The organism is Streptomyces sp. NPDC002784, from assembly GCF_053592135.1.
Genome location: NZ_JBSFVD010000001.1, coordinates 327,424 through 350,111, shown reverse-complemented (window position 1 = coordinate 350,111; position 22,688 = coordinate 327,424). Strand labels below are relative to the sequence as shown.

Below are 22,688 nucleotides of genomic sequence, written 5' to 3'. Positions count from 1 at the left end.
TTCGGGCCGGTGTCGGTCGTGGAGCCGGTGTCAGTCGTGCGCGGGGGCGAGTACCCGTGCCAGCGCCGGCTGCAGATCGCGTACGGCCCGGCTGCTCCGGAACCGGGAGAGTTCCCGCGCGAGACGCCGGACGTCGCTGTTCACCGTCGCCGAAGGCACGGCCGGCATCACCCCCAAGAGCTCCCCGGCGATCACGCACGCGTGCTCGACCTCTCCGGAGGCGGCGTGGGCCAAGGACCTGCGGAACCCGTACCGGGTTCGGGTCCGCAGTGCGTGCGCCGGGAGGCGGCGGCACTCCCGGTCGAGGACCTCGGCGGCGGCCTTGGGGCGACCGAGGTCGTACAGGCACCAGCCGGTCGTCATCGCCGCCGGATCGCTCACGTGGGTGGTTCCGATCACGGGTTCAGCGCCGCTGCGGGCGTCGTCGCTGTCGAGCAGTTCCCGCGCTCTGTCGAGGCTGTGGAGGCAGTCGTGTTCGTCGCCGACGAGCGCGTGTCCCTGCGCCTCCCGCTGGGCAGCGAGTCCCCGTATGCGCGGCGGGAGTTCGTCGCTCTGGGCCCGGTGGGCCAGGGCGACGGTGCCCGCGGCGTCCCCGCCGTAGAGCGTGACCAGGGCGCGTCGCACGAACGCGTAAGAACCGAGGTGCGGATCGCCCCCGGCGCGCGCCAGTTCGACGGCCTCACCGGTCCAGCCGAGCGCCGCGCCGCTGTCCCCGGCCTCCTGGGCCATCCAGCCGGTGAACTCCGCGAACCGCGACGCGAGCAGGAGCGCGGGGGCGCGCGTCGCGGACTGGGTGTTGGCGGCCAGCCCGGCGACCGTGCGCGTCTGCGTCTCCAGCAGGGGAAGCAGGACCTTCGGCGCGGCGGACTGGCCGAGCTTTCGTAGTTGCTCGAACTGCGCGCGGAAGGAAGGAAGGAGGGGGTCGGCGGCAGAGGACGTTTGACCGCCGAGTTTCAGGCCGAGGTCGATCAGTGCTCCCGTACCCGCCGCGAGGACCGCCCGACGCCCGACGAGCCAGAGGCTCGGGGTGGCGGGGGTTTCGGTGGTGTCCGAGTCGGTTTCGGGGCGGACGACCAGGCGCTGCAGCTCGCCGTGCGCGCCGAGGAAGGCGTCGCACCGCCGGGCCAGTTCGGGGGACGCGGAACGCTCCCCGCGCTCGACCTTGCTGAGGTGCCCCTTGTCGTAGTTGAGCGCCACGGAGAACTCGGTCAGAGTCAGCCCCGCTTCCTGTCGCAAACGGCGAAGTTCCGGGCCGAAACGTAAAGTTGTGCTCATCATTAACCTCCCCCTTGAACAGCGACCGTGAGAGCCGTGCGCCCTCACGGGGAACTTTCGTTCGGCATTCTCTGGCCACGCCGACGGCGAACACCCGTCGTAACGGAGCCGTTTCGCTTCGCGTCCGAGAGCGAGTTTGGCACGAGGGACGCCTCAAGAATCGGGGTTCGGCGGGGTTGCCCGTTGCCTCTTCCGTTCTCCGTTTTTCTCCCGTGTGTTCCTGCCCTGACTGGAGCGACCACGATGGGGACAAAGCGATCGAGAACGACAGGGGATGAGGCTCTGTCGATCGCGCTCCGTCTGCCTGGCGAGGGTGGGCTGCTTCAGCAGCTGACCAAGCGGCTGCTGGAGTCCGCGCTCCGGGGTGAGATCGCCGACCACTTCCTCGGCATCCACCTGGACAACGAAAGCGTGAACTTCGCCAACGATGTCGCATGACCCTCGGTGTCGTCGCGTTCGTCAGGGATGCAGGCCTTTGGCTCCTGCTTTGCGCGACCGGCCCGGCGCCGCATGGTCCTCGAAACGCAGGTCCGTGACTCGTGATCGCGGGTGACAACTGGCGAATGCTTTTACTAACGCCTATGTTAGTAACGTTGTCGTTAGTATCATGCGTGGAGGTCGGCGGACATGGTGGACTTTGTAGGTCGTCGGCAGGAGCTGGCGACATTGGAGCGAGAGCTGCAGAAGGTGGCGGCAGGGGTTGGCGGGGAGCGACCCGGTCGGTGCGTGATGTTGCGTGGGCGGCGCCGGGTGGGTAAGTCGCGGCTGGTCGAGCGGTTTGCGGAGCGCTCCGGGGCCCCATTCTTGTTCTACGCGGCGACCGGTGCGTCCCCTAGGGATGATCTTGCACGGCTCACCCGGGACGCCCAGGCATCGACGCTGCCGATGGCGCGGCTCGTGGCAGCCGCACGGCCGGGGAGTTGGGACGCCGCGTTCGACCTGCTGGCTGCGGCGCTGCCCGCCGACCGGGCGAGCGTGCTGATCATCGACGAGGTGCCGTACCTGATGGATGCCGACGGCGCCTTTGAGGGGATGCTGCAACGGGCCTGGGACCGGGTGCTGGAGACCAAGCCAGTGCTGCTGGTCCTCATCGGCTCCGATCTGTCGATGATGGAGGCCCTGAACAGCTACGGACGCCCTTTCCATCAACGAGGCCGGGAGATGGTGCTAGGACCACTGAACCCCGCCGAGGTGGGGCAGATGCTCGGGTTGGAACCGGCGGAAGCCTTCGACGCCGCGCTGATCACCGGTGGGCTGCCGCTGATCTGCGCGGAGTGGCCGCGAGGTGCAGGGCTGTGGGACTTCCTTGGCGAGGCGCTGAGCGACCCGGTCTCGGCCCTACTGGTATCGGCCGAGCGCTCGCTGGCTGCCGAATTCCCTCCGCAGGCTCAGGCGCGTACGGTGCTGGCGGCTATCGGCAGTGGCGAGCGGACCTTCACCAACATCGCCCGTGCTGCCGGCGGAATCGGGGCCACACCCCTGCAGCGAGCGCTGGAGTTGCTTACGGACAAGCGGATCGTCGCTGCGGAGTTGCCCGTCTCGCTGCGTCCGTCGAAGGATCGCCGCTACCGGGTGACAGATCCCTACCTGCGGTTTTGGCTGCACCTGCTCGGCCCGTCCATGGAGGAGATCGAGCGGGGGCGGGGCGATCTGACCTTGGCGCGCGTCCGGGAGAACTGGACCAGTTGGCGCGGCCGAGCCGTCGAGCCCCTTGTCCGCGAGGCCCTGGCGCGGATACTGCCCGATGACAGGCTGCCCGCGGCCCCCGCAGTGGGCGGCTACTGGACCCGTACCAACGACGTCGAGATCGATATCGTCGGGGCGGATCGCGCCCCCATTGCCCAGCAACTGCTCTTCGTCGGCTCCATCAAGTGGCTGGAGCAGTCGCCCTTCGATCGGCACGACCTGGCAGCTCTCCACCGACACCGGGCCGCCCTCACTGGCGAACCCGTTCCAGTCGTGGCGGTCTCGCGCAGCGGAGTCGACTGTCCGGGGCTCGATGCCGCCTACGGCCCTGGCGATTTGCTGACCGCCTGGCCGCTGTGAGTGGCGGGTGGCGGGCGAGGCACGGGAGTTGGGGAGCGCGATCGGGCCGGAGACGTAGCGGAGAAGTCCCACAGACCTCGGCCCCTTGCCGGCGCTGTTGTGTAGCGTTGGTGATCCTGAGTCTTTTCGTACTTCGTCGCGGTTCCCGTGCTGGGATGGCTCGTGGTGGAGTTCCGCTTCAACGTCTGACGTCTCGTTGCCAGAACCGTGCCCGACCCGCCTTCCGGTGGGTCGGGCATGTGCTTGTGTCCGCGAAGGTCACCGCCCGGGATGAGCGCATCGTTGACTGTCTCGAAGTCGGCGACGGCCTGGCGAGGGGCTCGGGCAGTCTCTGTGAGTCCGGCTGATTTGGGTCGGGCTGTGTCCCGCTCCAGGGCCGGATCGGTGGTGGGAGGATGCGGGGACTGCGAGAGAGGGGCGGGGCGCGTGGGGCGTGGGGAGCGGGACGCGGTCGCGAGGGGAGCGCGACTGTACGAGGCGGCCCAGGCCGTGGCCGGCGACCACGGCAGGGCGGTCGAGGCGGTGCGGGCGGCGCTGAAGCCGATTCATGACGCGGAGGTCGCGCGGGAACTCGACGCCATCCCCGTCGCCCGGCTGCAGGACGTCACCGAAGGACGGCTTCGGCTGGGGAACGTCGAGCAGAGCGGCCTCGGCACGGTGGGCCGTGTTCTCGAAGCCGGCCCCTATCGGTTGCGGCAGATTCCCGGTGTCGGGCAGCGCACTGTCGACCGGATCATCGCCGCCGCGCGCCGGCTGTCCGAAGCGGTGCACGAGACGGTGGCCGTCCACATCGACGTGGACCGGCCGGAGCCGGGCACCACCGCACTCATCACGGCCCTGCACGTACTGGTGGAAGCCGGCCCGGACGCCCGGCGCGCGGTGGACCGCGCCGCGGCCCTGTCGGAACGGCTCGGCCCGTTGCTGGTCGACGCGAGACCCGCCACGGGACATCTCAGGATGCTGCTGGCCGGCCGGGAGAAGAAGACACGTGCGCTGGCGGCGGTGGCCGACATCCGCTCACTGGTGGACGAGGCGGAGCAGGCCGGCGTGCCTGAGCTGCTCGCCCAGGCCTCGGTGGACCTGCTGCGTGGACCGTCGTCCGACATCGCGGCATGGGTGGACTTCGAACTCCGCTCCGCGGAGTACTACAGCCTGCTCGCCGAGATCTCCGGGCGGCTGCCCGACGCGGCCGCCGCCGAGGGGTTCCTGCCGGAGGAGATCGCCGAGCGGGTACGGACGCAGCAGCTCGACGACTCGCACCGGCGGGTCTCCCTTCGCGGTTACCAGGCGTTCGGCGCTCGATTCGTCCTCGCGCAGCGCAAGGTGATACTCGGCGACGAGATGGGCCTCGGGAAGACGATCCAGGCGATCGCCGTGCTGGCGCACCTGGCCGCGGAGGGGCAGAGCCATTTCATGGTCGTCTGCCCGGCGAGCGTTCTCGTGAACTGGACTCGCGAGAACGAGGCCCGCAGCGCCCTTCGCGTCATGGTGCTCCACGGCCCCGACCGGCACCACGCGTTCGCCGACTGGAAGGGGCGGGGCGGGGTGGGGGTGACCACCTTCGACGCACTGCGCGGTTTCCCGGTGCCGGGCGGCGGGGAGGTGGGGCTGCTCGTCGTCGACGAAGCGCATTCCGTGAAGAACCCCAAGACCAAGCGGTCCCGGTCGGTCGCCCTGTGGACGGAGCGCTGTGAGCGCAGCCTCTTCATGACCGGAACCCCGATGGAGAACCGGGTCGCAGAGTTCCGCAACTTGGTCCGGATGCTCGATGAAGAGGTGGCGGACTCCCTCGGCGAGCGGGACGCGCTGGCGGGTTCGGTCGCCTTTCGCAAGGCCGTCGCGCCGGTCTACCTGAGGCGCAACCAGGAAGACGTGCTGACGGAACTCCCGAGCCTGCAGCAGACCGACGAGTGGGAGGAGCTGAGCGCGTCGGACGAGGAGGCCTACCGCGAAGCCGTGCGCGAGGGCAACTTCATGGCGATGCGCAGGGCCGCGTACACGCGCCCCGAGAAGTCGGCCAAGCTGGACCGGCTCCGCGAGATCGTTCAGGAGGCCGGCGAGAACGGGCAGAAGACGGTGGTCTTCTCCTACTTCAAGGACGTGCTGGGCGTGGTGCGGGCGGCGCTCGCCGAGGGGCCCGCTGCCGGTACTGCGATGCTGGGTCCGCTCACCGGCAGCGTCCCGGCCGGGCGACGGCAGCAGATCGTCGACGACTTCACCGGAGTCTCGGGGCCGGCGGTGCTCCTGGCGCAGATCCAGGCGGCCGGCGTCGGCCTCAACATGCAGGCCGCGTCCGTCGTCATCATCTGCGAACCGCAGATCAAGCCGACCATCGAACACCAGGCAGTGGCCCGTGCCCACCGCATGGGCCAGGTCAGGCCGGTGCACGTGCATCGCCTGCTCGCCACCGGGGGAGTGGACGAACGCATGGTGAGGATGCTGGAGTCGAAGGCCCGCCTGTTCGATGCCTACGCCCGCCGCAGCGCCGTCGCCGAAGCCACCCCGGACGCGGTCGACGTGTCGGACACCGAGCTGGCCCGCCGGATCGTCGAGGAGGAGCAGGCGCGCCTGGGTATGACGGGCGGGAGGCGCACGGCAGCCGAGTGAGGAGGGCCTCCACCTGCCGCCCCGCCCGCTGGTGGCTCAGGGGTCCGGCCTGAGGGGGCGCCTACCACCCCAGAGCCCGCAGCGCGCTGTCCGCGGTGGCCACCACCGTGCGTGCCTGGTGCTCCACCTGGTGGCGTACCGGCACCCAGCGCAGGCGCAGGGCCTTCTCGAAGTCCGCGCACCAGAGGGTGAACAGTTCGGTCAGCTCGCGGTGGAGCTCCGGGGCCGAGGCGTGGTCCGCCGTCCGCAGCAGGCGGAGCAGAAGGCCCGCCGCCCGCAGCGGTTGCCGGCGGGCGACCACGTCCAGGGAGCAGATCTGCGCCGTCGTGAGCGGCACCGGGCCACCGGGGCCCGCCTGCCGGGCGAGCGGTTCCCAGGAGTCGGCGACCAGGTCGTAGAGGTCGTCGGCCATCCACTCCAGCACGCGTCTGAGCGCGTTCTCCGGGGCCGGCGGCAGGAACGGGCGCGCCCTGTCGAGTACGGCGGTCACCTGCCGTCCGCCGTCACGCACCAGGCCGGACAGGTCGCGCAGCGCCTCGGCCGCCGCCGGATGCGGAGACAGGTCGTCGGCCAGATCGGTCGCCCACATGGGCACTTCGACGATCGCGGTGACACCGCCGTACCGGATCGGTGCGCACCAGGTGGACGAGGCGATGTTCTCGGACCCGGCGGCCAGCCGGGCGGTGCTGTGCGGCGGGGGCAGTACGTGGATCCCGGGGCTGGGGTTTTCCCAGTACAGGGCGTCGTACGTGCCGTGCTGGACCGGGATGCCCAGCGTGCCGGCGGATGTCTGGAAGGGCGCGGCGAGTTCGGGCAGGGCGTTCGTCAACTGCACCCAGGTGCCGCCCGCTTCGACGCTGTGCAGGGAGCACTGGAGGAACGGCCGCAGTTCGTCGATCACCCGGAACAGCGCCTGACTTTCGGGCAGTTGGCGCGAGACGATCGGTGCCCACTCCGGCTGTTCCGCCGCGATGGGGCGGAAGGCGGCGCCGTAGTAGCTCTCCAGGGTGGGTGCGGGCCCGGCCGTCGCCTCCTCGATGCCGTCGCTCAGCGCGGCGCCGTCCGGGTCGAGGCACAGCACGATGTCCCAGGTGACGAGGGTGGGGTCGGTCGCCGGGGAGCGCCCGCGGCCGTGCGCCACCCGCTCCGCCAGCGCGAGCGCGGTCGCGCCGCCGACGGGTTCGTCGGGGTGCGGCCGGGCCACCACCAGGACATGGCGTGGCCCGTGTCCCACGGACAGCATCAGCAGCGGGTGGCCCGCGCGGGACGTACCGATCCGGCGCAGCCGGCCGGTGCCCGGGAACCGGGAGACCAGCCGCCGCGCCGACTCGGCGACGTCCGCGACCGTGGGGTAGCGGTCCATCACCGGCGTCCGGTCAGGAACCGCCGTTGCCACCGCTGTCGCCGGTGGTCTCCTTCTTGTCCAGCGGGCGAATCTCGATCTTGTTCGGCATGCCGTGTCCTCCCGGTGGTGGCTGTGGCGTGCGGTGATCCGTTGTGCCCTTGCAAGACTTCGTTGCCCCGGTCACTGTTGTCAATGTCCGTTGATCACAGGTCAGTTGGGGCTGAGGAGATTGGCGCGAAAGTGACGGTGCACAGGATGCGGCGGCCCCGGATCAAGCCGGAGCACCGGGCGTACCGGACGGTCGACGGCCATCTGCGGATCGGCAGCGTCGTCCACGGCATCGGTGCCGAGGTCAAGGATCCGGACGGCTGGGTGTGGACGCTGGTCGAGGCCATGGACGGCACGCGCAGCGCCGCGGACGTCGTCGCCGAGGTGTCCCGCCGCCACCCCGAACTGCGGCTGCCCGCGCCCGACATCGCCCAGGCGATCACCGACCTCACCACGGCCGGTTACGTCGAGGACGCCGGCGCCCCGCCCCCCGCCGAGCTGTCCGAGGACGAACGCGAGCGCTACAGCAGGGGCATGACCCTGCTGCGCTGGATGGACCTCCGGCCGAGACAGAACCCCTGGGAACCGCAGGTGCGGCTGCGCCGTGCCCGGGTCCTGCTGATCGGGGTCGGCGGGACGGGCGGGGCCGCTGCCCGGGACCTGGTGGCCTCCGGCGTGGGGCGGCTGCACTGCGTCGAGCCGGACGTCGTGGAGCTGTCCAACCTCAACCGGCAGACCCTCTACCGCGAGTCGGACCTCGGCACACCCAAGATCGACGCGGCGCTGACGGCGTTGCGCGCCCTGAACCCGCACCCGACGGTCACCGGCGAACGCCGTGAGGTACGCGGCCCGGCCGACCTCCAGGAGCTGCTGGCCGACGGCTCCGGCACGGGTGCGGCGTACGACGTGCTCCTGCTGGCCGCCGACCGGCCCGCCGCCATCCGCCGCTGGGCCAACCAGGTCTGCCTGGCCGCGAACACACCCTGGGCGGAAGCCGGTTACCGCGGCCCCCTGGTGAGCGTCGGCGTCTTCACGCCCGGCCGGGGCGCGTGCTGGGAGTGTCTGCGCAGCGCCGAGACCGAGCGGCGCGATCTGCGGCTCGCCCCCGGCCAGGACGAGGACGTCGCCTCGCCGCGCATGCCGTGGAACCCGGTCAACGCCGTGACCGCCGGCCTCTCCGGCAGCCTCCTCGCCCACGCCGCCCTCGCACTGCTGTGCGGTGTCCCGCGGATCGACCCCGGATGCCGCTTCGGCCTCAACCTCATGCTGCCCGGCGACCCGGTCCTGCAGCGCGCCGACCGCCGTACCGACTGTCCCGCCTGCCGCCCGGAACCGGCGGTGAGCACCGGCCCGCAGGACCCCGCGTGACGGACACCGCGGCGGAGAGCCGCCCCCGTATCGAGCCGTCGACCCGGGTCCGGCTGCACGACCTGGCGGTCCGGCGCGACCGGGACGAGTGGATCGTGGGCCGGATGGCCACCCGCACCTTCGTCGCCCTGCCCGCGGCCGGGGCCCGCGCGGTGGAACTGCTGGGCGAGGGGCTGAGCGTGGCCCGCACCGCTCAGCGGCTGCGGGAGGAGACCGGTGAGGAGTTCGAGATCCCGGACTTCGTCAGGGATCTGACCGCGCTCGGGTTCGTGGCACGGATCGGGGACCGCCCGGTACCGGACCCCGAACCGCCGCGGGCGACCCTGCCGTGGCTGCGCCCGGCCCATGTCCGCCTCGCCCTGCACCCGGTGCTTCCGGTGCTCGTCGGCGTGCTGATCACGGCCGCCGTCGTCGTGCTGCTGCGCCGCCCCGATCTCCTTCCGGGCTATCGCGACCTGCTGTGGAGCCCGCACGGCAGCCTGGTCCTGCTCAGCGGGGCGGCGGCCGGATGGACGCTGCTGCTGGCCCACGAGCTGGCGCACCTGGTCACCGCCCGCGCCGCGGGCGTGCCGGGGCGGATGCGGCTGGGCACCCGGCTCCAGTTCCTCGTCATGCAGACCGACATCAGCGGCATCGAACTCGCCCCGCGCAGACACCGGATGACGGCGTATCTGTCCGGCATCGCCCTCAACCTGTCCGTGGCATCGGCCCTGATCCTGGCCCTGGCCGGGACGGACCCCGGGACGACCGCCCACCGGCTGCTCGCCGCGGCCCTGCTGCTGGCCCTGATGCCGCTGCCCTTCCAGTGCATGGTGTTCACCAGGACCGACCTGTACTTCGTCCTCCAGGACCTCACCGGCTGCCGGGACCTGTACGGCGACGGTCTCGCCTACGCGCGGTACGCCGTCCGGCGCGCGGGGCGCACCGCGCGCCGGACGGCGTACCGCGCCGGGACGGCCGACCCGAGCACCCGGCTGCCGCCGCACGAGCGCCGGGCCGTCCGCCTCTACAGCGTCGTCCTCGTGATCGGTACGGCGGCCTGCCTCGCCTTCATGGCCGCCGTCACCCTGCCCGTCGACATCGCCCTGCTGGCCGCCGCCGCCCGGGGTATCGGGCCGGACCACGGGCTCGCGGGCAACGCGGACTCGGCAGCGGTGCTGATCGTCCTCGGCGGGGTCAACGTCCTGTGGCTGGTCACCTGGTGGCGCAACCGCCGCTCACGCCGGAGCCCGGTGTAGTTCCAGCGCGGTCACCAGATGGATCTGGGCCTCCACCCAGGCCGGGACGGCCGCGGTCGCGCCGTCGAGGGCCAGCCGCGCGGTCAGGGCGTCGAGCAGACCGGCGGCGGTGCGCAGTCCCGCGCGACGCAGGGCCGTCGCACTGTCGGCGAGACGGGTGCGGGCCGGTCCCGGCAGCGCGCGCAGGCCGTGGTGGGACGCCTCCGCGAGAGCGCGCAGGGCTGTCTCCAGGGCCCCGGTGATCGGGTCGGTCTCCCGGCGGGGAGCCGTGGGGAGGGCCGTGTCGCCGTCACCGGGTGCGAGATCGGGGACGACCGGGCCGGTGGCGGTCAGTACGGCCAGCGGGTCCAGGACGCTACGGCCGTGCTCCTGGGTGAGCATGCCGCTCACCGCCCGGACGCCGCCGCCGTCGAGCGCCGCGGCCAGGGCGTCCAGGCCCGCCGGGCAGAGCGGGTTGTGCTCCGCGCGGATCACGAACTCGTTGCCCGCCGGATCCTGGGCCAGGGCTTCCAGGCGCTGTGCCGCGGGGTCGTAGCCGGCCGGTCGCACGGACGCCACCTCCACCACATGGACCGACTCCGCCCGCACCCGCGGGCGGATCAGCCGCGGCGGCTGCTCGGCCCGGCCGCGCAGATGGGCGGCGGTGTCCTTGAGCAGCAGGGGCGCGGGGAGGTCGTGCCAGGCCGTGCCCAGCGGGGTGACGCTCGTGGCGGCTATGCGGCCCCGGGAGATGCTCACCGTACGGTCGGCCGCGCGGGCGGTGTGCTCGCTGACGACGTTCGCCGTGGCCAGCGCGTGCAGCGGGGTGTTGAGCAGGCGGCGGGTGGACAGGTCGTGGCCGGTGGGGGACTGGCCCTCCGGCAGCTCCCAGCGCTTGCGCAGCACCAGCGCCAGACCCGCGCCCGGGTGCGCCAGGCAGATCTCCGCCGTACGGTCCCGGTCGGTGCCGCCGATCCGGCAGCCGAGCGCCACCAGCCGCACCCGGCGCAGGGGAGTCTCCGGCGCCTCCTCGGTGCCCAGCACCCCCACCGGGTCGAGGGCGGCGGCGCGTCGGCGGGCGTGCAGTTCGGCCAGCAGGTGGGCGACGCGCTCGGGGTCGTAGCGGGTGGCGCGCGCCCGGTACGCGGCGAGCTGTTCCGCGAGGTCGGCCACCGCACCGGCCGGCCAGTGCCGGGACGCGGCGGTCAGCGCCTCGCGGGTCCTGGCGAGGGACCCGGCGAACACCGGGCCCGCCTGCGGCACGCCGTCCAGCAGGAGTTCGTCCGCGAGGTCCAGCGCGGCGCCCAGAGCCTCCTCGCCGCCCCCGGCCCGCGCGGTACGGCCGCCCACGCTCACCTCCGTCCCACCCGCGGCGTCCGCCGCCCGGAACGCCCACACCGCCAGCGTCACGACCTCGCCGCGCAGCGCGCCGGACGCGTCGGTGAGGGCGTACCCCAGCTCGTGCGGGACCGGGAAACGGACGGTGCACGTGGGCAGTTCCACCCGGGGGACCGGGTCGGCCGGGGTGGGGCGGTGCAGGCGGGCGGTGTAGCCGCGGTCCCGGGTGCGGCGGGCGGCGGTCAGGGCCGGGCCGCCCAGCGCCGCCGCCAGCGCCTCGTCGTCGAACTCGCCCGGTGACCACTCCACGAACGCGGACCGCTCCTCCCGCGCGCCGCGCTGATACGCCAGCACCACACCGATCCGGTGACGGCACACGCCCGCCGCCCCGCAGCCGCACTCCGCCGCGTCCAGACCGAGGCCCGGCGGCAGGGCGGTGGCAGTGCCGTCCGGGAAGCGGCCGCGTACGGTGCCGTCCTCGGCGACGGTCACCTCCGCGCCGGAGCCCGCCGCCAGGTCCTTCTCCGCCCGCTTGACCAGGCCCCGGTTGGCGAGGGAGACCAGCGTCTCGGAGGTCAAGGCCAGCAGGTCGGCGCGGGTCACCGGCCCACCCGCTCCGCGACGAACTCCGCGAGCCGCCCCGGCGTCATCGCGCCCACCGGAGCGCCGGCCTCCGCGAGACGGGCGGCCAGCGAGCGGTCGTAGACGGGATCGGCGGCCTCGTCGAGTGCGGCCAGGCACAGCACCGTGGTGCCCTGCTCGACCAGTCCGCGCACGGTACGGACCAGGCGGTAGGGGTCGCCTCCCTCGTAGAAGTCCGAGACGAGGGCGACGATCGCGCGCCGCGGGTTCTCGACGAGTCCGGCGCCGTAGTCCACGGCCCGCGCGATGTCGGTGCCGCCGCCGAGCTGGACGCCCATCAAGAGCTCGACCGGGTCGGACACGTCGGAGGTCAGGTCCACGACCTCGGTGTCGAAGGCGACCAGATGGGTCTTCAGGCCCGGCAGGCTCCACAGGCAGGCCGCGGTCACCGCGGAGTGGATCACGGAACCGGCCATGGAGCCCGACTGGTCGACCAGCAGCACCAGTTGCCACTGGTCCAGGTGGCGGCGGGTGCGCGAGTGGAAGTGGGGGCGCTGGATGAGGATGCGGCGTTCGGCGGGCCGGTAGTGGGCGAGGTTGGCGCGGATGGTGCTCCGGAAGTCGAAGTCGCGGGCCAGCGGGAGCCTGCTGGGGCGGCGGGAGCGGGCGCCGGTGAAGGCCCGGCGGACCTCCGGGCGCAGCCGCTCCGTCAGGTCCCGCACGACGGCCTCGACGATCCGGCGGGCGGCGGCCAGGACCCGCGGGTTCATCAGGTGCTTGGTGCGCAGGACCGCACGGAGCATCGTCTGGCTGGGCTCGACGCGGGCGAGGACGTCCGGGTCGGTGACGATCTCCTCGATGCCGTACCGCTCGACGGCGTCGCGCTCCAGCCGCTCCACCGTCTCCTTCGGGAACAGCCGGTGGATGTCGTCGAGCCAGTCCACGGCGGTGAGCCGGGAGGGGCCGCTGCCGCCCTCCCGGGGGCCGGACGGGGTGCGGACACCGCGCCGGCGCAGGTCGTCGTCGCGGCCGTAGAGCCAGTCGAGGGCGCGGTCGCGGGCCGCGGTGGAGCCCTGGAGGGGGCCGGTGCAGCGTTCGGCGGGGGCGCCGAGGATGAGGCGCCAGCGTTCCAGGGCGGGGTCGGGAGCGGTCATGGGGTGCTCCTCAGGCCGTGGCGGGTGAGCAGTCGGGCCACGTTCTCCTCCAGGGCACGGGCGCGGGCCAGTTGCAGCGGGTCGGCGGTCGTCCGCAGCAGCGCGCGGGCCGAGCCGCGCTTGCCGCGCCGCTCCAGCAGGCGTGTCGCGATGCGTTCGCGTTCGCGGGGCGGGAAGAAGGCGAAGGCCTGGCGCAGGGCGGGCAGACCGGTGAGGAAGTCGTCCTCGGGCAGCGCCGCGACGATGTCGTCCAGGACGTCGACCAGGGACTCCTCCCCGCCGGTGACCTCCTCCCGGGCCACCGCGAACAGTCCGGCCAGCCAGTCGCCGAGGGTGTCGGGGGCCAGCGTCCGCACCACCGCCGCCGGGTCGTCGGCGCCGCCCAGCGTTCTGCGCAGCCCGAAGGCGGCGCCCCGCAGGTCGGGCGGGGCGAGGGGGTCCCGGGCGATCCGGGCGGCGGCGTCGGCGGCGGCTTCCCGGGTGAGCGGCAGCAGGTCCGGCGCGTGCAGCAGCGCGTCCCGGGTGGCCGCCAGCGCGCGCAGCCGTCCGACGTCCACTCCGTCGCCGCCGTGCAGCCCCTCCGCCAGCCAGAACACCCGCTCGACGGCGCCCGCGACGACACCGCCCAGCAGCTCTCCGCGGGCCGCGCCGAACACGCGGTCGTGCCGCCACAGTCCGAGCGCCGTCGCCAGCACCTCGCCGAGCGGGCCCAGTTCACCGATCCGGCCCACTTGCGCCGCGAGCCGGTCCAGCAACTCGGCGCAGAGCGGCCCCACTCCGCACAGCACCGCGTCGAACAGCAGCCCGGCCGGCGGACCGGCGTCCCTGCCCGCGGCCTCGGCGCGCTCGGCGAGCAGCACGGAGGCCGCCTCGTCCAGCCGCGCCCCGTACGCGCCCGCCTCGATCAGCGCCGCCTCACGACCGCCCCTGGTGGCGTCCGGTTCCCAGCGCTCGGTGAACACCGGGTCGGTGCCGTCGGCCGGGCCCGACACCCGCGTGAAGCCGGGGATGCCGAGCACGCGCAGGCGGTGCAGGACGCGGCTGCGGGCCAGGCCGGACAGGTCGGTGAGGTCGAGGGTGACGGGGCTTTCGGCGTCGGTCAGCTTCAGGCGGGCGAGTTGCTCGGTCACGTCGTGGACCAGCGGGGGCAGCGGGGTGTCGGGGTGCAGCCGGCCCTCGGTGCCGCCGGTGCAGGCGGCGACCATCTCCGCCACCACCGGATGGGCGCCCGCGTGCAGGCTGCCCCGGGTGGTCCAGGGCAGCGGGCGGTCCAGGTCGTCGGCGATCAGCGCGCCGGCGAGGCCGTCGAGGACGTCCACCCTGGTCTCGTACGGGTGCCCGCGCAGCAGGGCCAGGCCCTGCGCCAGCCCGCGCGCGGCGATGAGGTCGGCCGTGGACACCGGGACCCCGCGCCCGCGCAGCCGCTCGGTGACCGCCCGCACCAGCGCCTGGGCGGCGTCCCGCGGCCCGTCCTCCCACAGCCGCTGGTAGTACCCGGGCGAGGGCATGCCCGACTGGTACCCCGCGAAGGCGTCCAACTGCCGGAAGGAGTACGGCACGAGGAAGCTGCCACCGAGCGCGCCCGCGGGGGGTTCGGGAACCTGCGGCCAGGAGCACCGCTCGCCGTCGGCCGCCGTCGGGCCCTCCGGCTGCAGGCACTTCTGCGGCGCCGCAGGGCCTTCGGGCTGTACGTCCTCCTGTGGCGCTGCAGAACCTTCGGCCTGTACGTCCTTCTGCGGTGTCGGCGGGCTTTCCGGCTGTGCGCTCTCCTGCGGGAGCGCAGGGTCTTCGGCCTGTACGTCCTTCTGCGGTGTCGGCGGGCTTTCTGGCTGTGCGCTCTCCTGCGGGAGCGCAGGGTCCTCGGGCTGTACGTCCTTCTGCGGTGTCGGCGGGCCTTCCGGCTGTGCGCTCTCCTGCGGGAGCGCAGGGCCCTCGGCCTGTACGTCCTCCCGCGGTGCCCCCGGGCCCTCCGGCCGCACGCCCTCCTGCGGCGCCCCCAAGCCCTCCGGCCGCATGCCCTCGCGCGGCGCCTGCGCCTTCGCCTCGACGGGATCCCCCCGGTGCGACAGTCTGCGCAGGGCCGGGGTGTGGAAGCCGCCGGTCACCACCAGCACGGGGCGTCCGGGCGCGTGGGCCACGGCCGCGCGGACCCAGGACGCCATGTACTCCTCGCGCGCCCGGTCTCCCGCGTCCGCCTCGGCGTCCCCTCGTACCAGGTCGAAGTAGGCGTCCAGGCGGTCCTGGAGCGCGTCGGCGTCGTCCGGTCCGGTGACCTCGAACAGGCGGTCCCACAGCGCGTCCACCGAGTCCACGGAGAAGTGCGCGCACAACCGCCCGGTCGCCTCCGCGTAACGCGCCTCGGCGTCGGCATAACGGTTGGCGGCACCCTCGGCGCGCCCGGTGAACGCCGGATGCCAGGCCGGCAGATCGATGAACCGCACCTCCGCACCCGCGGCCCGCCCCTCCCGCAGCGCGATCCACTCCGGGGAGTAGTCGCACAGCGGGGCCCAGGAGGTCGCGACCCGTGCCGCGTCCCGGTAGTGACTGAACACGGCGACCGGCAGCCGGTGCTCCAGCAGCAGCTCGTCCAGCCGCCCGTTCATGTCCGCCGGCCCCTCCACCAGCACGTACGCCGGACGCAGCGTCGCGATCGCGCGGGACACGAGCCGGGCGCAGGCGGGGGAGTGATGGCGTACGCCGAGGAAGACCGCGGAGGTCATCGGTCCGCCAGCAGATGCCGTGCGTCGTGCAGGGCACGCCACTGTCCGCCCTTGCGGCGCGGCACCTCCTGCTCCAGGAAGCGGCGCAGCCGGGCCAGGTCCTCGGGGCTGTCCTTGGCCGCCGTGCCCGCGAGGCTCGCCACCACATCGGCCGCGGTGCCGGCCTCGCCGCGCAGGAACCAGCCGCGCACCCCGACCGCGTGCGCGACGGACACCGCCTCGGCGGTGCTCATCACCGTCGACATCCGCTCGCCGCGCTCGGCCGTCCCGCGCAGTTCGCGGAAGGTGCCCACCAGGACCTCCAGCACGTCCCGGCGCGGTGGCGCCGTCACCCCCGACTGCTTCAGCAGCGCCGTGGCCTCGGCCTCCACCAGGGCGAGTTCGGTGTCGAAGTCGGGGATGGGGAAGACCGTCTCGAAGTTGAAGCGGCGCTTGAGCGCGGCGCTCATCTCGTTGACGCCCCGGTCCCGGGTGTTGGCGGTGGCGATGACGTTGAAGCCCTGCCGGGCGAAGACCATGCCCTGCGGCCCGTCCAGCTCCGGAATGGCGATGACCCGGTCGGACAGCAGCGACAGCAGACAGTCCTGCACCTCCAGCGGACAGCGGGTGATCTCCTCGAACCGCACGATCCGCCCCTCGGCCATCCCGCGCAGCATGGGCGCCGGGACGAGCGACCGGGCCGAGGGACCTTCGGAGACCAGCAGCGCGTAGTTCCAGGAGTACTTGATCTGGTCCTCGGTGGTGGCCGCGCCGCCCTGCACGGTGAGCGCCGAGTCACCGCTGACGGCCGCCGCGATCAGCTCGGAGAGCAGCGACTTGGCCGTGCCCGGTTCCCCCACGAGCATCAGGCCGCGGTTGGTGGCGAGCGTGACCAGGGCCCGCTCCACCAGGGAGACGTTGCCGACGAACTTCCGGCTGATACCGGCCGCTTCGTCCCCGACCACGAAACGGCGGGCGGCGCGCAGGCTGAGCCGCCAGCCGGGCGGACGGGGATCGCCGTCGGCGGCGCGCAGGGCGGCGAGCTCGCCGGCGTACCGGACCTCGGCGGGCGGGCGCTGGAGCTGCTCCTCGGTGACGGTCACTTCGCGGTCACCTCGGTGAGGTCGGCGAGCAGCTCGGAGGCGATGACCGGATCGAGCCCCGCGAACCTGAGCCCGCTCTCCCGGTTCCGCCAGTAGTCGTCGGGCGTCGTGTTCAGCCATACGGCGTTGAAGGTCTGGTCGCCGAGCATGTCGACGGCGCCGACGGCGATGCCGGGGTCGAGGTCGATGACCAGGTACCGGTCCTCGTCGATCCGCCGGTGGAAACAGCGCTCCACGCCCGCGTCCTGCGGGGTGCCCCGCTCCCAGCCGCGCTTGGTGAGCCCGAGGAGCTTGCCGACCGGCACGGTGGCGCCCTCGAAGCGGGCCAGCCGCTGGTCGGCGGCCTCCTCCTCGGTCAGGGCGTGCACGGCACGGCCCAGCTGCGGGAAGGGCTGCAGGATCTCGTAGTCGGCGAACAGCTCCGACCAGGCGGCCAGCTCGGCGCCCAGGTGCAGCGGATGGGCCAGCCGGACGCTCGCCTCCCCGGGCAGCGTCAGCTCGTCGTCCTGGACGTCGGCGAACGTACGGTCCTCCGCGACCCGGAACGCCGTCACCGCGCCGTCGGCCTCCCCGAGCCAGACCAGCCGCCGCACCAGATGCCACACCAGCGGATGGGCGACGAACAGGTCCCGGAACTCCCCGGCCGTCCAGGTGCGCTGCGACACCATCGCCGCCTCCAGCCGCCGTACCTGGTCGGCGGCGACCGTACGGACGTCCTTCTTCAGCGCGGCGAACCGCTTGCGCTCGGCCGGGGCCAGCTCCGGGTCGTCCTTGGCGGCCGGGGCGGGCAGGGCCTTGCGGTGCTTGCCGTCGGCGTCGCGGACGTAGGGCCGCAACTGCTCGTCGAAGCCGACCGTGAACCGCCGGGTGCCGTAGTCGATGACCGTGCTGCCGTCCGCGTCCAGCCCGAAGTCCGGCACGAGCCGGTCGCCCAGCTGCTCGGCGGTCAGCCCGAGTCCCTCGGCAACCTCGGCGATCTTCTCCTGGGCGCGGGTCTTCAGCGCCTTGAACGGCACCCGCTGGGCGATGCCGTGCAGATGCAGCAGCGCCACATCGCTGCCGATCGCGGCGAGGACGTTCAGCCCCTCCACCGCGCGGTGGTGGGCGGACTCGCCGGGCCAGGCGCGCACCACGGGGGTGAGCCGCCGTACGGTCTCGTCGTCGCCGAGCCAGCCCAGGGCGTGCAGCGCCCAGCTCTCCTTCGGGGGCATGCCGGCCAGCCGCCACTGCTCGAACAGGCCCCAGGCGAACGCGGCGAGCGAGTCGGCGGTGCAGTGCTCGGTCAGCACGTCGAGGCCGGGGTAGACATCGCCGGGCTTGGACAGCGCGAGGACGGTGAGCGCGTTGCGCACCGCGTCGGCGGGCAGGGCGCCGCCCTCCTTGAGCAGGATCTGCGGCATCAGCGCGGGCTCGGCCCAGGCGCCGACGGCCGGCATCCGCGCGGGCAGGGCGCTCGCCAGCGGATCGGCGGCCAGCGCCTCGGCGACGATGTCCGCCGTCTCCGGCCCGTACTCGGTGGTGGCCGCCAGCACGGCCTCGCGGCCATGGGCGTCCGCCAGCAGCCGCAGCGCCCGCTCGGCGCCCCGCCGGGCGATCCCGGCCCTGCCGACCGCGTGCGGGAGCAGGTAGGGGACCGTGGCGAGGCCGTGCCGCTTCAGCCAGGCGCGGGCAAAGGCGTCGGCGGACTTCAGCCGGGCCAGCCAGTCGCTGACCAGAGCGGCGACCTCGACGCTGAGATACGGCATGACCAGCACGCTCAGGGTGGCCGGGTGCCGGGTCGCGGCGCGCAGCATCAGCGGCAGGGCGTCCGTCCCGAACCGCGCGGCCACCGGCTTCAGCGCGGCCTCGCCGTCCCAGTAGTCCTCGGGGGCGCAGTGCGCCAGCAGCGGGCGGACCACGTCCGCGGGCGCGGTGACGAACAGCCGGGCCTGGCGGACGTCCGACAACTGCCCGCCGTTCTGCAGGAGCTTGATCTCCTCCTTCCACTCGTACTTGCCCCGCCACTTGGAGTACCAGGAGGTGACCCCGGCCCAGCGCTGCTGCTCGTCGGGCTGCCAGACGACCCGCGGCTCCGGAGCGACCGGCGCCTCCGCCGCCACGCGCGCCTTCGCGGCCTTGCGCCGCTTCGCCCACGGCGGGCTGACCAGCAGCGCGGGCAGGGCCTCGGCCGGCGCCTCGGCCACCCGGTCCCGGCGGGCGAGCCGCGCCTCGATGTACTCGGCCACGTGCGCGGGAAGCCGGGGCAGCGCCGCCGCCGTCAGCTCCGGGTGCGCCTGGATGTGCGCGGCCAGCAACTGCCCCACCATCGAGGCGTTCTTGGCCGTCCCGGTCGCCGCCGCCCCCATCAGCCGCAACGCCCGCACGGGCCAACGCCGCGTCGCCTCCATCAGATACGGCCGTACGTTCTTGTCCTCGACGCGGGCCAGCAGCACCCGGAACGCCTCGTCCGTCGGCAGTTCCACCAGGGCGGCCGAGAAGGTGCGCACCCGGTCGGAGCCGTACGCCTGCTCGACGCCCTGCTCCAGCACGGGCGCGATGTGCCCGCCCACGCCCTCGGCGAGCGAGGCCACCATCGGCATCCCCCAGTCCTTCCAGCCGAGGCGGAAGGAGGTGCCCACCACCCGGTCGAGCTGCCCGGGGGAGTTCAGCGAGCACAGCAGCATGGCGCGCAGGGTCTCGTCGATCGTGTCCGCGTCCGCGCAGGCGTCCTCGACCCAGTCGTGCTCGGTGGGCACGACGTACGACACGACGACCCGGCGGCGCACGCTGTCCCGGCACTTCTCCAGCACGGTCACGGCCTGCCGGTAGGTGTCCTCGTTGGCCACGGCCAGCAGGTCGCGCAGCCGGTCGGCGAAGGGGCGGGCCCTGTGGCCGTCCGCGGTGGTCCCGCCGACGCGGAAGCCGATCCAGGGGTCCTGCCGCTGCGAGCCGTACTGGATCCAGTGCGGCTCGACGTCGAAGTACTCCACCACGGCCCGCGCGGCGAAGGGCAGGCCGTACTCAGTGGCCCAGGCGTCCACGAACACGCCCTCGGGCAACTGGTAGTGCATGGTCAGCGACGCCAGAGCGGCGGCCCCGAGCGGGTTGTGACTGCCGTTCAGATGCGCACTCAGGGCCTCGGCGATCCGCGGCTCGCTCTGCGGGGCGGCGAGCATCTCCTCGATCCAGCCGGCCTCCTCCCTGCGGCGGCGGGCGACCGACTCCAGGGCGTCCGGACGCAGTGGGGGCACGGTACGCGGGATGCCGCCGCGCCTCGGGTGGACGAGCCGGCGCCAGGAGGCCGGCATGACGAAGGTGTCCTCGTCCGGAGCCCGCGCCGGATCGGGAACCGCCTCGGCGCCCGCCGCCCCCTCGGCCTTCGCCTCGGCAACCATCACCTCCTGGTACCCCTTGCGCTCCTTCTCCGCGATCACCTTCGCCAGATACGCCTCGGCCGCCTCCGCCGAGGCCAGCTCCTTCGGCTGTGTGCGCCCCTGCGTCCCCACCCGTCCGTAGCGCACGGTGACCGTCGCCCCCTCGGCCTCCGCCTCCCAGAACTTCGCCGAGCCGTCACCCGCAAACTCCCAGCGCCGCACAGCCCCTCCCCTCCGTCCGGCCCCCCGGCCGACCGCTCGATCCATCTGGCTGTCACCGTAGCCGCCCCCACTGACAGTGACCGTCCGCAGCCCGCGGCGCCCGCGCTGTCAGTGCCCGCTGCCATGATCCGGACGGGCACAACGAGAGGCACATCACGGCTCCTTCAGTGGCCGGGTGCCTGTCACGGCCCCTTGAGCGGCCGGGGGACCGGTACGGCCCCGTGAAACCGGCAGGGCCCCGTCACGGCCCCCCGGCCACCCGCGCGCACACCTCCGCATACGCCCGTACCGCCGCCCGCCCCCCGTCCTCCCGTCGCCACGCCAGCACGTACCGGCTCGGTGAGAGCCCCCGCACCGGACGGGTCGTCACCCCGCCCAGCGTGATCAGCGGAGCGTTCCCGGTGGCGACCAGGCAGACCCCGAGCCCCGCCACCAGCGCCTCGTACGTCTCCTCCGTCCCCGCGATCTCCGCGCCGATCAGGGGCGGACGCCCCGCGCGTTCGTCCAGCGCGAGCCAGTGGTCCCGCAGTGGCCCCGCGCTCGGGGGCAGCGCGAGAAACGGCTCCTCGAAGAGGTCGGCGAGGCCGATCTCCGCGTGCCCGGCGAGCCGGTGGCGCTCCGGGAGGGCGACCAGCCGGGGCTCCTCGGCGACCACGACCCAGTCGTAGCGGTCCGCGTCGGGCAGCGGCAGCCACACGAAGGCCACGTCCGCCTCACCGTCCGCGAGCCCCGCCGTCGGATCGTCCCAGGTCACCTGGCGCAGCCGCAGCACGGTGCCGGGGTGCGCGGCCGTGAACCGGGACCGGATCGCGGGCAGCAGTCCGCCGCGTCCGGGACTGGTGCTCATCCCCACCACCAGCGTCCCGCGCGCCGCGGCCCGCGCCGACTCCAGCGCCGCCGATCCGTCCGTCCAGGCGTCCAGCACCCGCCGGGCGTGCGGCAGCAGGGCCGTACCGGCCGAGGTGAGCGTGACGCCCCCCGGGCCCCGGTGGAACAGCGCCACGCCCAGCTGCCGTTCCAGCGCGCGCACCTGCTTGCTGAGGGCGGGCTGGGAGACGTACAGGCGCTCGGCGGCGCGGGTGAAGTGCAGTTCGTCCGCCACCGTCACGAAGTAGCGGAGGTCGCGCACATGAACGTCCGTCGTCATGCCCATCGGTTATCACCGAAGGTCTTGGACAGGCAACTCGCCCTTTCCGCACGCTTGTTCACGCAAGCCGATCGCGACTGACGGGACCACGGGACCACGGGGAGCTGTGATGAACAAGGTGTGGCTGATCACGGGTGCGAGCAGCGGGTTCGGCCGGGCGATCGCCGAGGCGGCGCTGGCGGAGGGCGACGTGGTGGTCGGCGCGGTACGGCGTCCGGAGGCGCTGGACGAGCTGGTGGCCGCCCATCCGGACCAGGTGGAGGCGCTGCGCCTGGACGTCGGCGACACCGCGGCCGCCGAGGCCGCGGTCCGGGACGTCCTCGCCCGGCACGGGCGGATCGACGTCCTGGTCAACAACGCGGGCCGCACCCACGTGGGCGCCTTCGAGGAGAGCACCGAGCAGGAGCTGCGGGACCTGTTCGACGTGCACGTCTTCGGACCGGCCGCCCTCACCCGCGCCGTGCTGCCGCACATGCGGGAGCGGCGGTCCGGGGCGATCGTGCAGATGAGCAGCATGGGCGGGCAGATGTCCCTGGCGGGCTTCTCCCTGTACAGCGGGACGAAGTTCGCGCTGGAGGGCATGTCCGAGGGGCTCGCCGACGAGGTGGCCGAGTTCGGGATCAAGGTGCTGATCGTGGAGCCGGGTGCCTTCCGCACCTCGCTCTTCGCGGCGGACCGGGCCGGGGCCAGCGCGGACAGCGGGCTGTACCCGAAGGTGAGCCGGACCCGAGGCTTCGTCTCCGGCGGCGACGGCTCCCAGCCCGGTGACCCGGCGAAGGCCGCGGCCGCCATCCTGGCCGCGCTCCAGGCCGAGCGGACCCCGCTGCGGCTGCCGCTGGGAGCCGACGCGGTGGACGCCGTGCTCGGTCATCTGGACCAGGTGCGTGAGGACGTCGTCGCCTGGGAGAAGCACACCCGCGCGACCGCGTTCGACGAGTAGGAACAGCCGGGAGAGCGAGTAGGAACAGCCGGGACGGACGAGCAGGAACAGCCGGGACGAGGGCCCCGCGCGGGATGACCGCGTGTCATGTCTGGCACATGGCACGTGTGTTACGTCCGTGCAGGGCCCTTGTGCAATTCCTGTGGAAGCCTCAATCTTTCGGCGGGTGCACCGAGTCCGCCCGGGATGCAAGTTGACATGATCACGCCCATTCGGGCGGACTTCGGCGTGCCTGCACCGCCCC

At 73.4% G+C, this 22,688-nt stretch carries 13 protein-coding genes and 1 pseudogene; 6 read left to right on the top strand and 8 right to left on the bottom strand.

The window, feature by feature from the left end:
- Window positions 1–30 precede the first annotated feature (30 nt).
- Window positions 31–1,278 carry a helix-turn-helix domain-containing protein gene (locus ACWD1Z_RS01570; RefSeq protein ID WP_451114603.1) on the bottom strand — a complete coding sequence of 416 codons (1,248 nt, stop codon included), beginning with the start codon at window positions 1,276–1,278 and terminating at the stop codon, window positions 31–33.
- 291 nt (window positions 1,279–1,569) lie between these two features.
- On the opposite strand from ACWD1Z_RS01570, the pseudogene ACWD1Z_RS01565 reads away from it, so the two are divergent.
- The 3 genes and pseudogenes from ACWD1Z_RS01565 to ACWD1Z_RS01555 all read left to right on the top strand — a co-directional run.
- A pseudogene (locus ACWD1Z_RS01565) lies at window positions 1,570–1,656 on the top strand (transposase); the annotation flags it as partial.
- 246 nt (window positions 1,657–1,902) lie between these two features.
- On the top strand, window positions 1,903–3,321 hold the full coding sequence (locus tag ACWD1Z_RS01560; protein ID WP_451114601.1) for an ATP-binding protein: 1,419 nt from the start codon (window positions 1,903–1,905) through the stop codon (window positions 3,319–3,321).
- Between the two features lie 426 nt (window positions 3,322–3,747).
- Entirely contained in the window at window positions 3,748–5,928 is a 2,181-nt protein-coding gene (locus ACWD1Z_RS01555; protein ID WP_451114599.1) for a DEAD/DEAH box helicase, read from the top strand.
- A gap of 61 nt (window positions 5,929–5,989) precedes the next feature.
- On the opposite strand, the gene ACWD1Z_RS01550 is transcribed toward ACWD1Z_RS01555, so the two are convergent.
- Window positions 5,990–7,291: a M14 family zinc carboxypeptidase gene (locus ACWD1Z_RS01550; RefSeq protein WP_451114597.1), complete on the bottom strand. Its 1,302-nt coding sequence runs from the start codon at window positions 7,289–7,291 to the stop codon at window positions 5,990–5,992.
- A 222-nt stretch (window positions 7,292–7,513) separates the two neighbouring features.
- On the opposite strand from ACWD1Z_RS01550, the gene ACWD1Z_RS01545 reads away from it, so the two are divergent.
- Complete coding sequence (locus tag ACWD1Z_RS01545) at window positions 7,514–8,689, top strand: HesA/MoeB/ThiF family protein (protein ID WP_451114595.1); 1,176 nt, start codon at window positions 7,514–7,516, stop codon at window positions 8,687–8,689.
- Entirely contained in the window at window positions 8,686–9,927 is a 1,242-nt protein-coding gene (locus tag ACWD1Z_RS01540) for a hypothetical protein (RefSeq protein ID WP_451114594.1), read from the top strand. The genes ACWD1Z_RS01545 and ACWD1Z_RS01540 overlap by 4 nt, the downstream gene beginning before the upstream one ends.
- On the opposite strand, the gene ACWD1Z_RS01535 is transcribed toward ACWD1Z_RS01540, so the two are convergent.
- The 6 genes from ACWD1Z_RS01535 to ACWD1Z_RS01510 form a co-directional block, all read right to left on the bottom strand.
- Window positions 9,907–11,847, bottom strand: coding sequence for a hypothetical protein (locus ACWD1Z_RS01535; protein WP_451114592.1), 1,941 nt, complete (start codon window positions 11,845–11,847; stop codon window positions 9,907–9,909). The two genes, ACWD1Z_RS01540 and ACWD1Z_RS01535, sit on opposite strands and share 21 nt — an antisense overlap.
- Entirely contained in the window at window positions 11,844–12,980 is a 1,137-nt protein-coding gene (locus tag ACWD1Z_RS01530; protein ID WP_451114590.1) for a VWA domain-containing protein, read from the bottom strand. Before ACWD1Z_RS01530 ends, ACWD1Z_RS01535 begins: the two co-directional genes overlap by 4 nt.
- A complete protein-coding gene (locus ACWD1Z_RS01525; RefSeq protein WP_451114588.1) occupies window positions 12,977–15,700 on the bottom strand; it encodes a DUF5682 family protein in 2,724 nt (907 codons plus the stop codon). The genes ACWD1Z_RS01530 and ACWD1Z_RS01525 overlap by 4 nt, the downstream gene beginning before the upstream one ends.
- Entirely contained in the window at window positions 15,697–16,782 is a 1,086-nt protein-coding gene (locus tag ACWD1Z_RS01520; protein ID WP_451114587.1) for an ATP-binding protein, read from the bottom strand. The genes ACWD1Z_RS01525 and ACWD1Z_RS01520 overlap by 4 nt, the downstream gene beginning before the upstream one ends.
- Window positions 16,779–20,357 (bottom strand): WGR and DUF4132 domain-containing protein, encoded by a 3,579-nt coding sequence (locus tag ACWD1Z_RS01515; protein WP_451114585.1) that lies wholly within the window; start codon window positions 20,355–20,357, stop codon window positions 16,779–16,781. Before ACWD1Z_RS01515 ends, ACWD1Z_RS01520 begins: the two co-directional genes overlap by 4 nt.
- A gap of 241 nt (window positions 20,358–20,598) precedes the next feature.
- Entirely contained in the window at window positions 20,599–21,510 is a 912-nt protein-coding gene (locus tag ACWD1Z_RS01510; RefSeq protein WP_451114583.1) for a LysR family transcriptional regulator, read from the bottom strand.
- Between the two features lie 103 nt (window positions 21,511–21,613).
- On the opposite strand from ACWD1Z_RS01510, the gene ACWD1Z_RS01505 reads away from it, so the two are divergent.
- A complete protein-coding gene (locus tag ACWD1Z_RS01505; RefSeq protein ID WP_451114581.1) occupies window positions 21,614–22,444 on the top strand; it encodes an oxidoreductase in 831 nt (276 codons plus the stop codon).
- Window positions 22,445–22,688 lie beyond the last annotated feature (244 nt).

Excerpts from the sequence above, each read along its gene's own strand:
- ACWD1Z_RS01570 (WP_451114603.1), bottom strand. The coding sequence starts at position 1,278 with ATGATGAGCACAACTTTACGTTTCGGCCCGGAACTTCGCCGTTTGCGA.
- ACWD1Z_RS01560 (WP_451114601.1), top strand. The coding sequence starts at position 1,903 with ATGGTGGACTTTGTAGGTCGTCGGCAGGAGCTGGCGACATTGGAGCGA.
- ACWD1Z_RS01550 (WP_451114597.1), bottom strand. The coding sequence starts at position 7,291 with ATGGACCGCTACCCCACGGTCGCGGACGTCGCCGAGTCGGCGCGGCGG.
- ACWD1Z_RS01530 (WP_451114590.1), bottom strand. The coding sequence starts at position 12,980 with ATGACCGCTCCCGACCCCGCCCTGGAACGCTGGCGCCTCATCCTCGGC.
- ACWD1Z_RS01525 (WP_451114588.1), bottom strand. The coding sequence starts at position 15,700 with ATGACCTCCGCGGTCTTCCTCGGCGTACGCCATCACTCCCCCGCCTGC.
- ACWD1Z_RS01510 (WP_451114583.1), bottom strand. The coding sequence starts at position 21,510 with ATGGGCATGACGACGGACGTTCATGTGCGCGACCTCCGCTACTTCGTG.
- ACWD1Z_RS01505 (WP_451114581.1), top strand. The coding sequence starts at position 21,614 with ATGAACAAGGTGTGGCTGATCACGGGTGCGAGCAGCGGGTTCGGCCGG.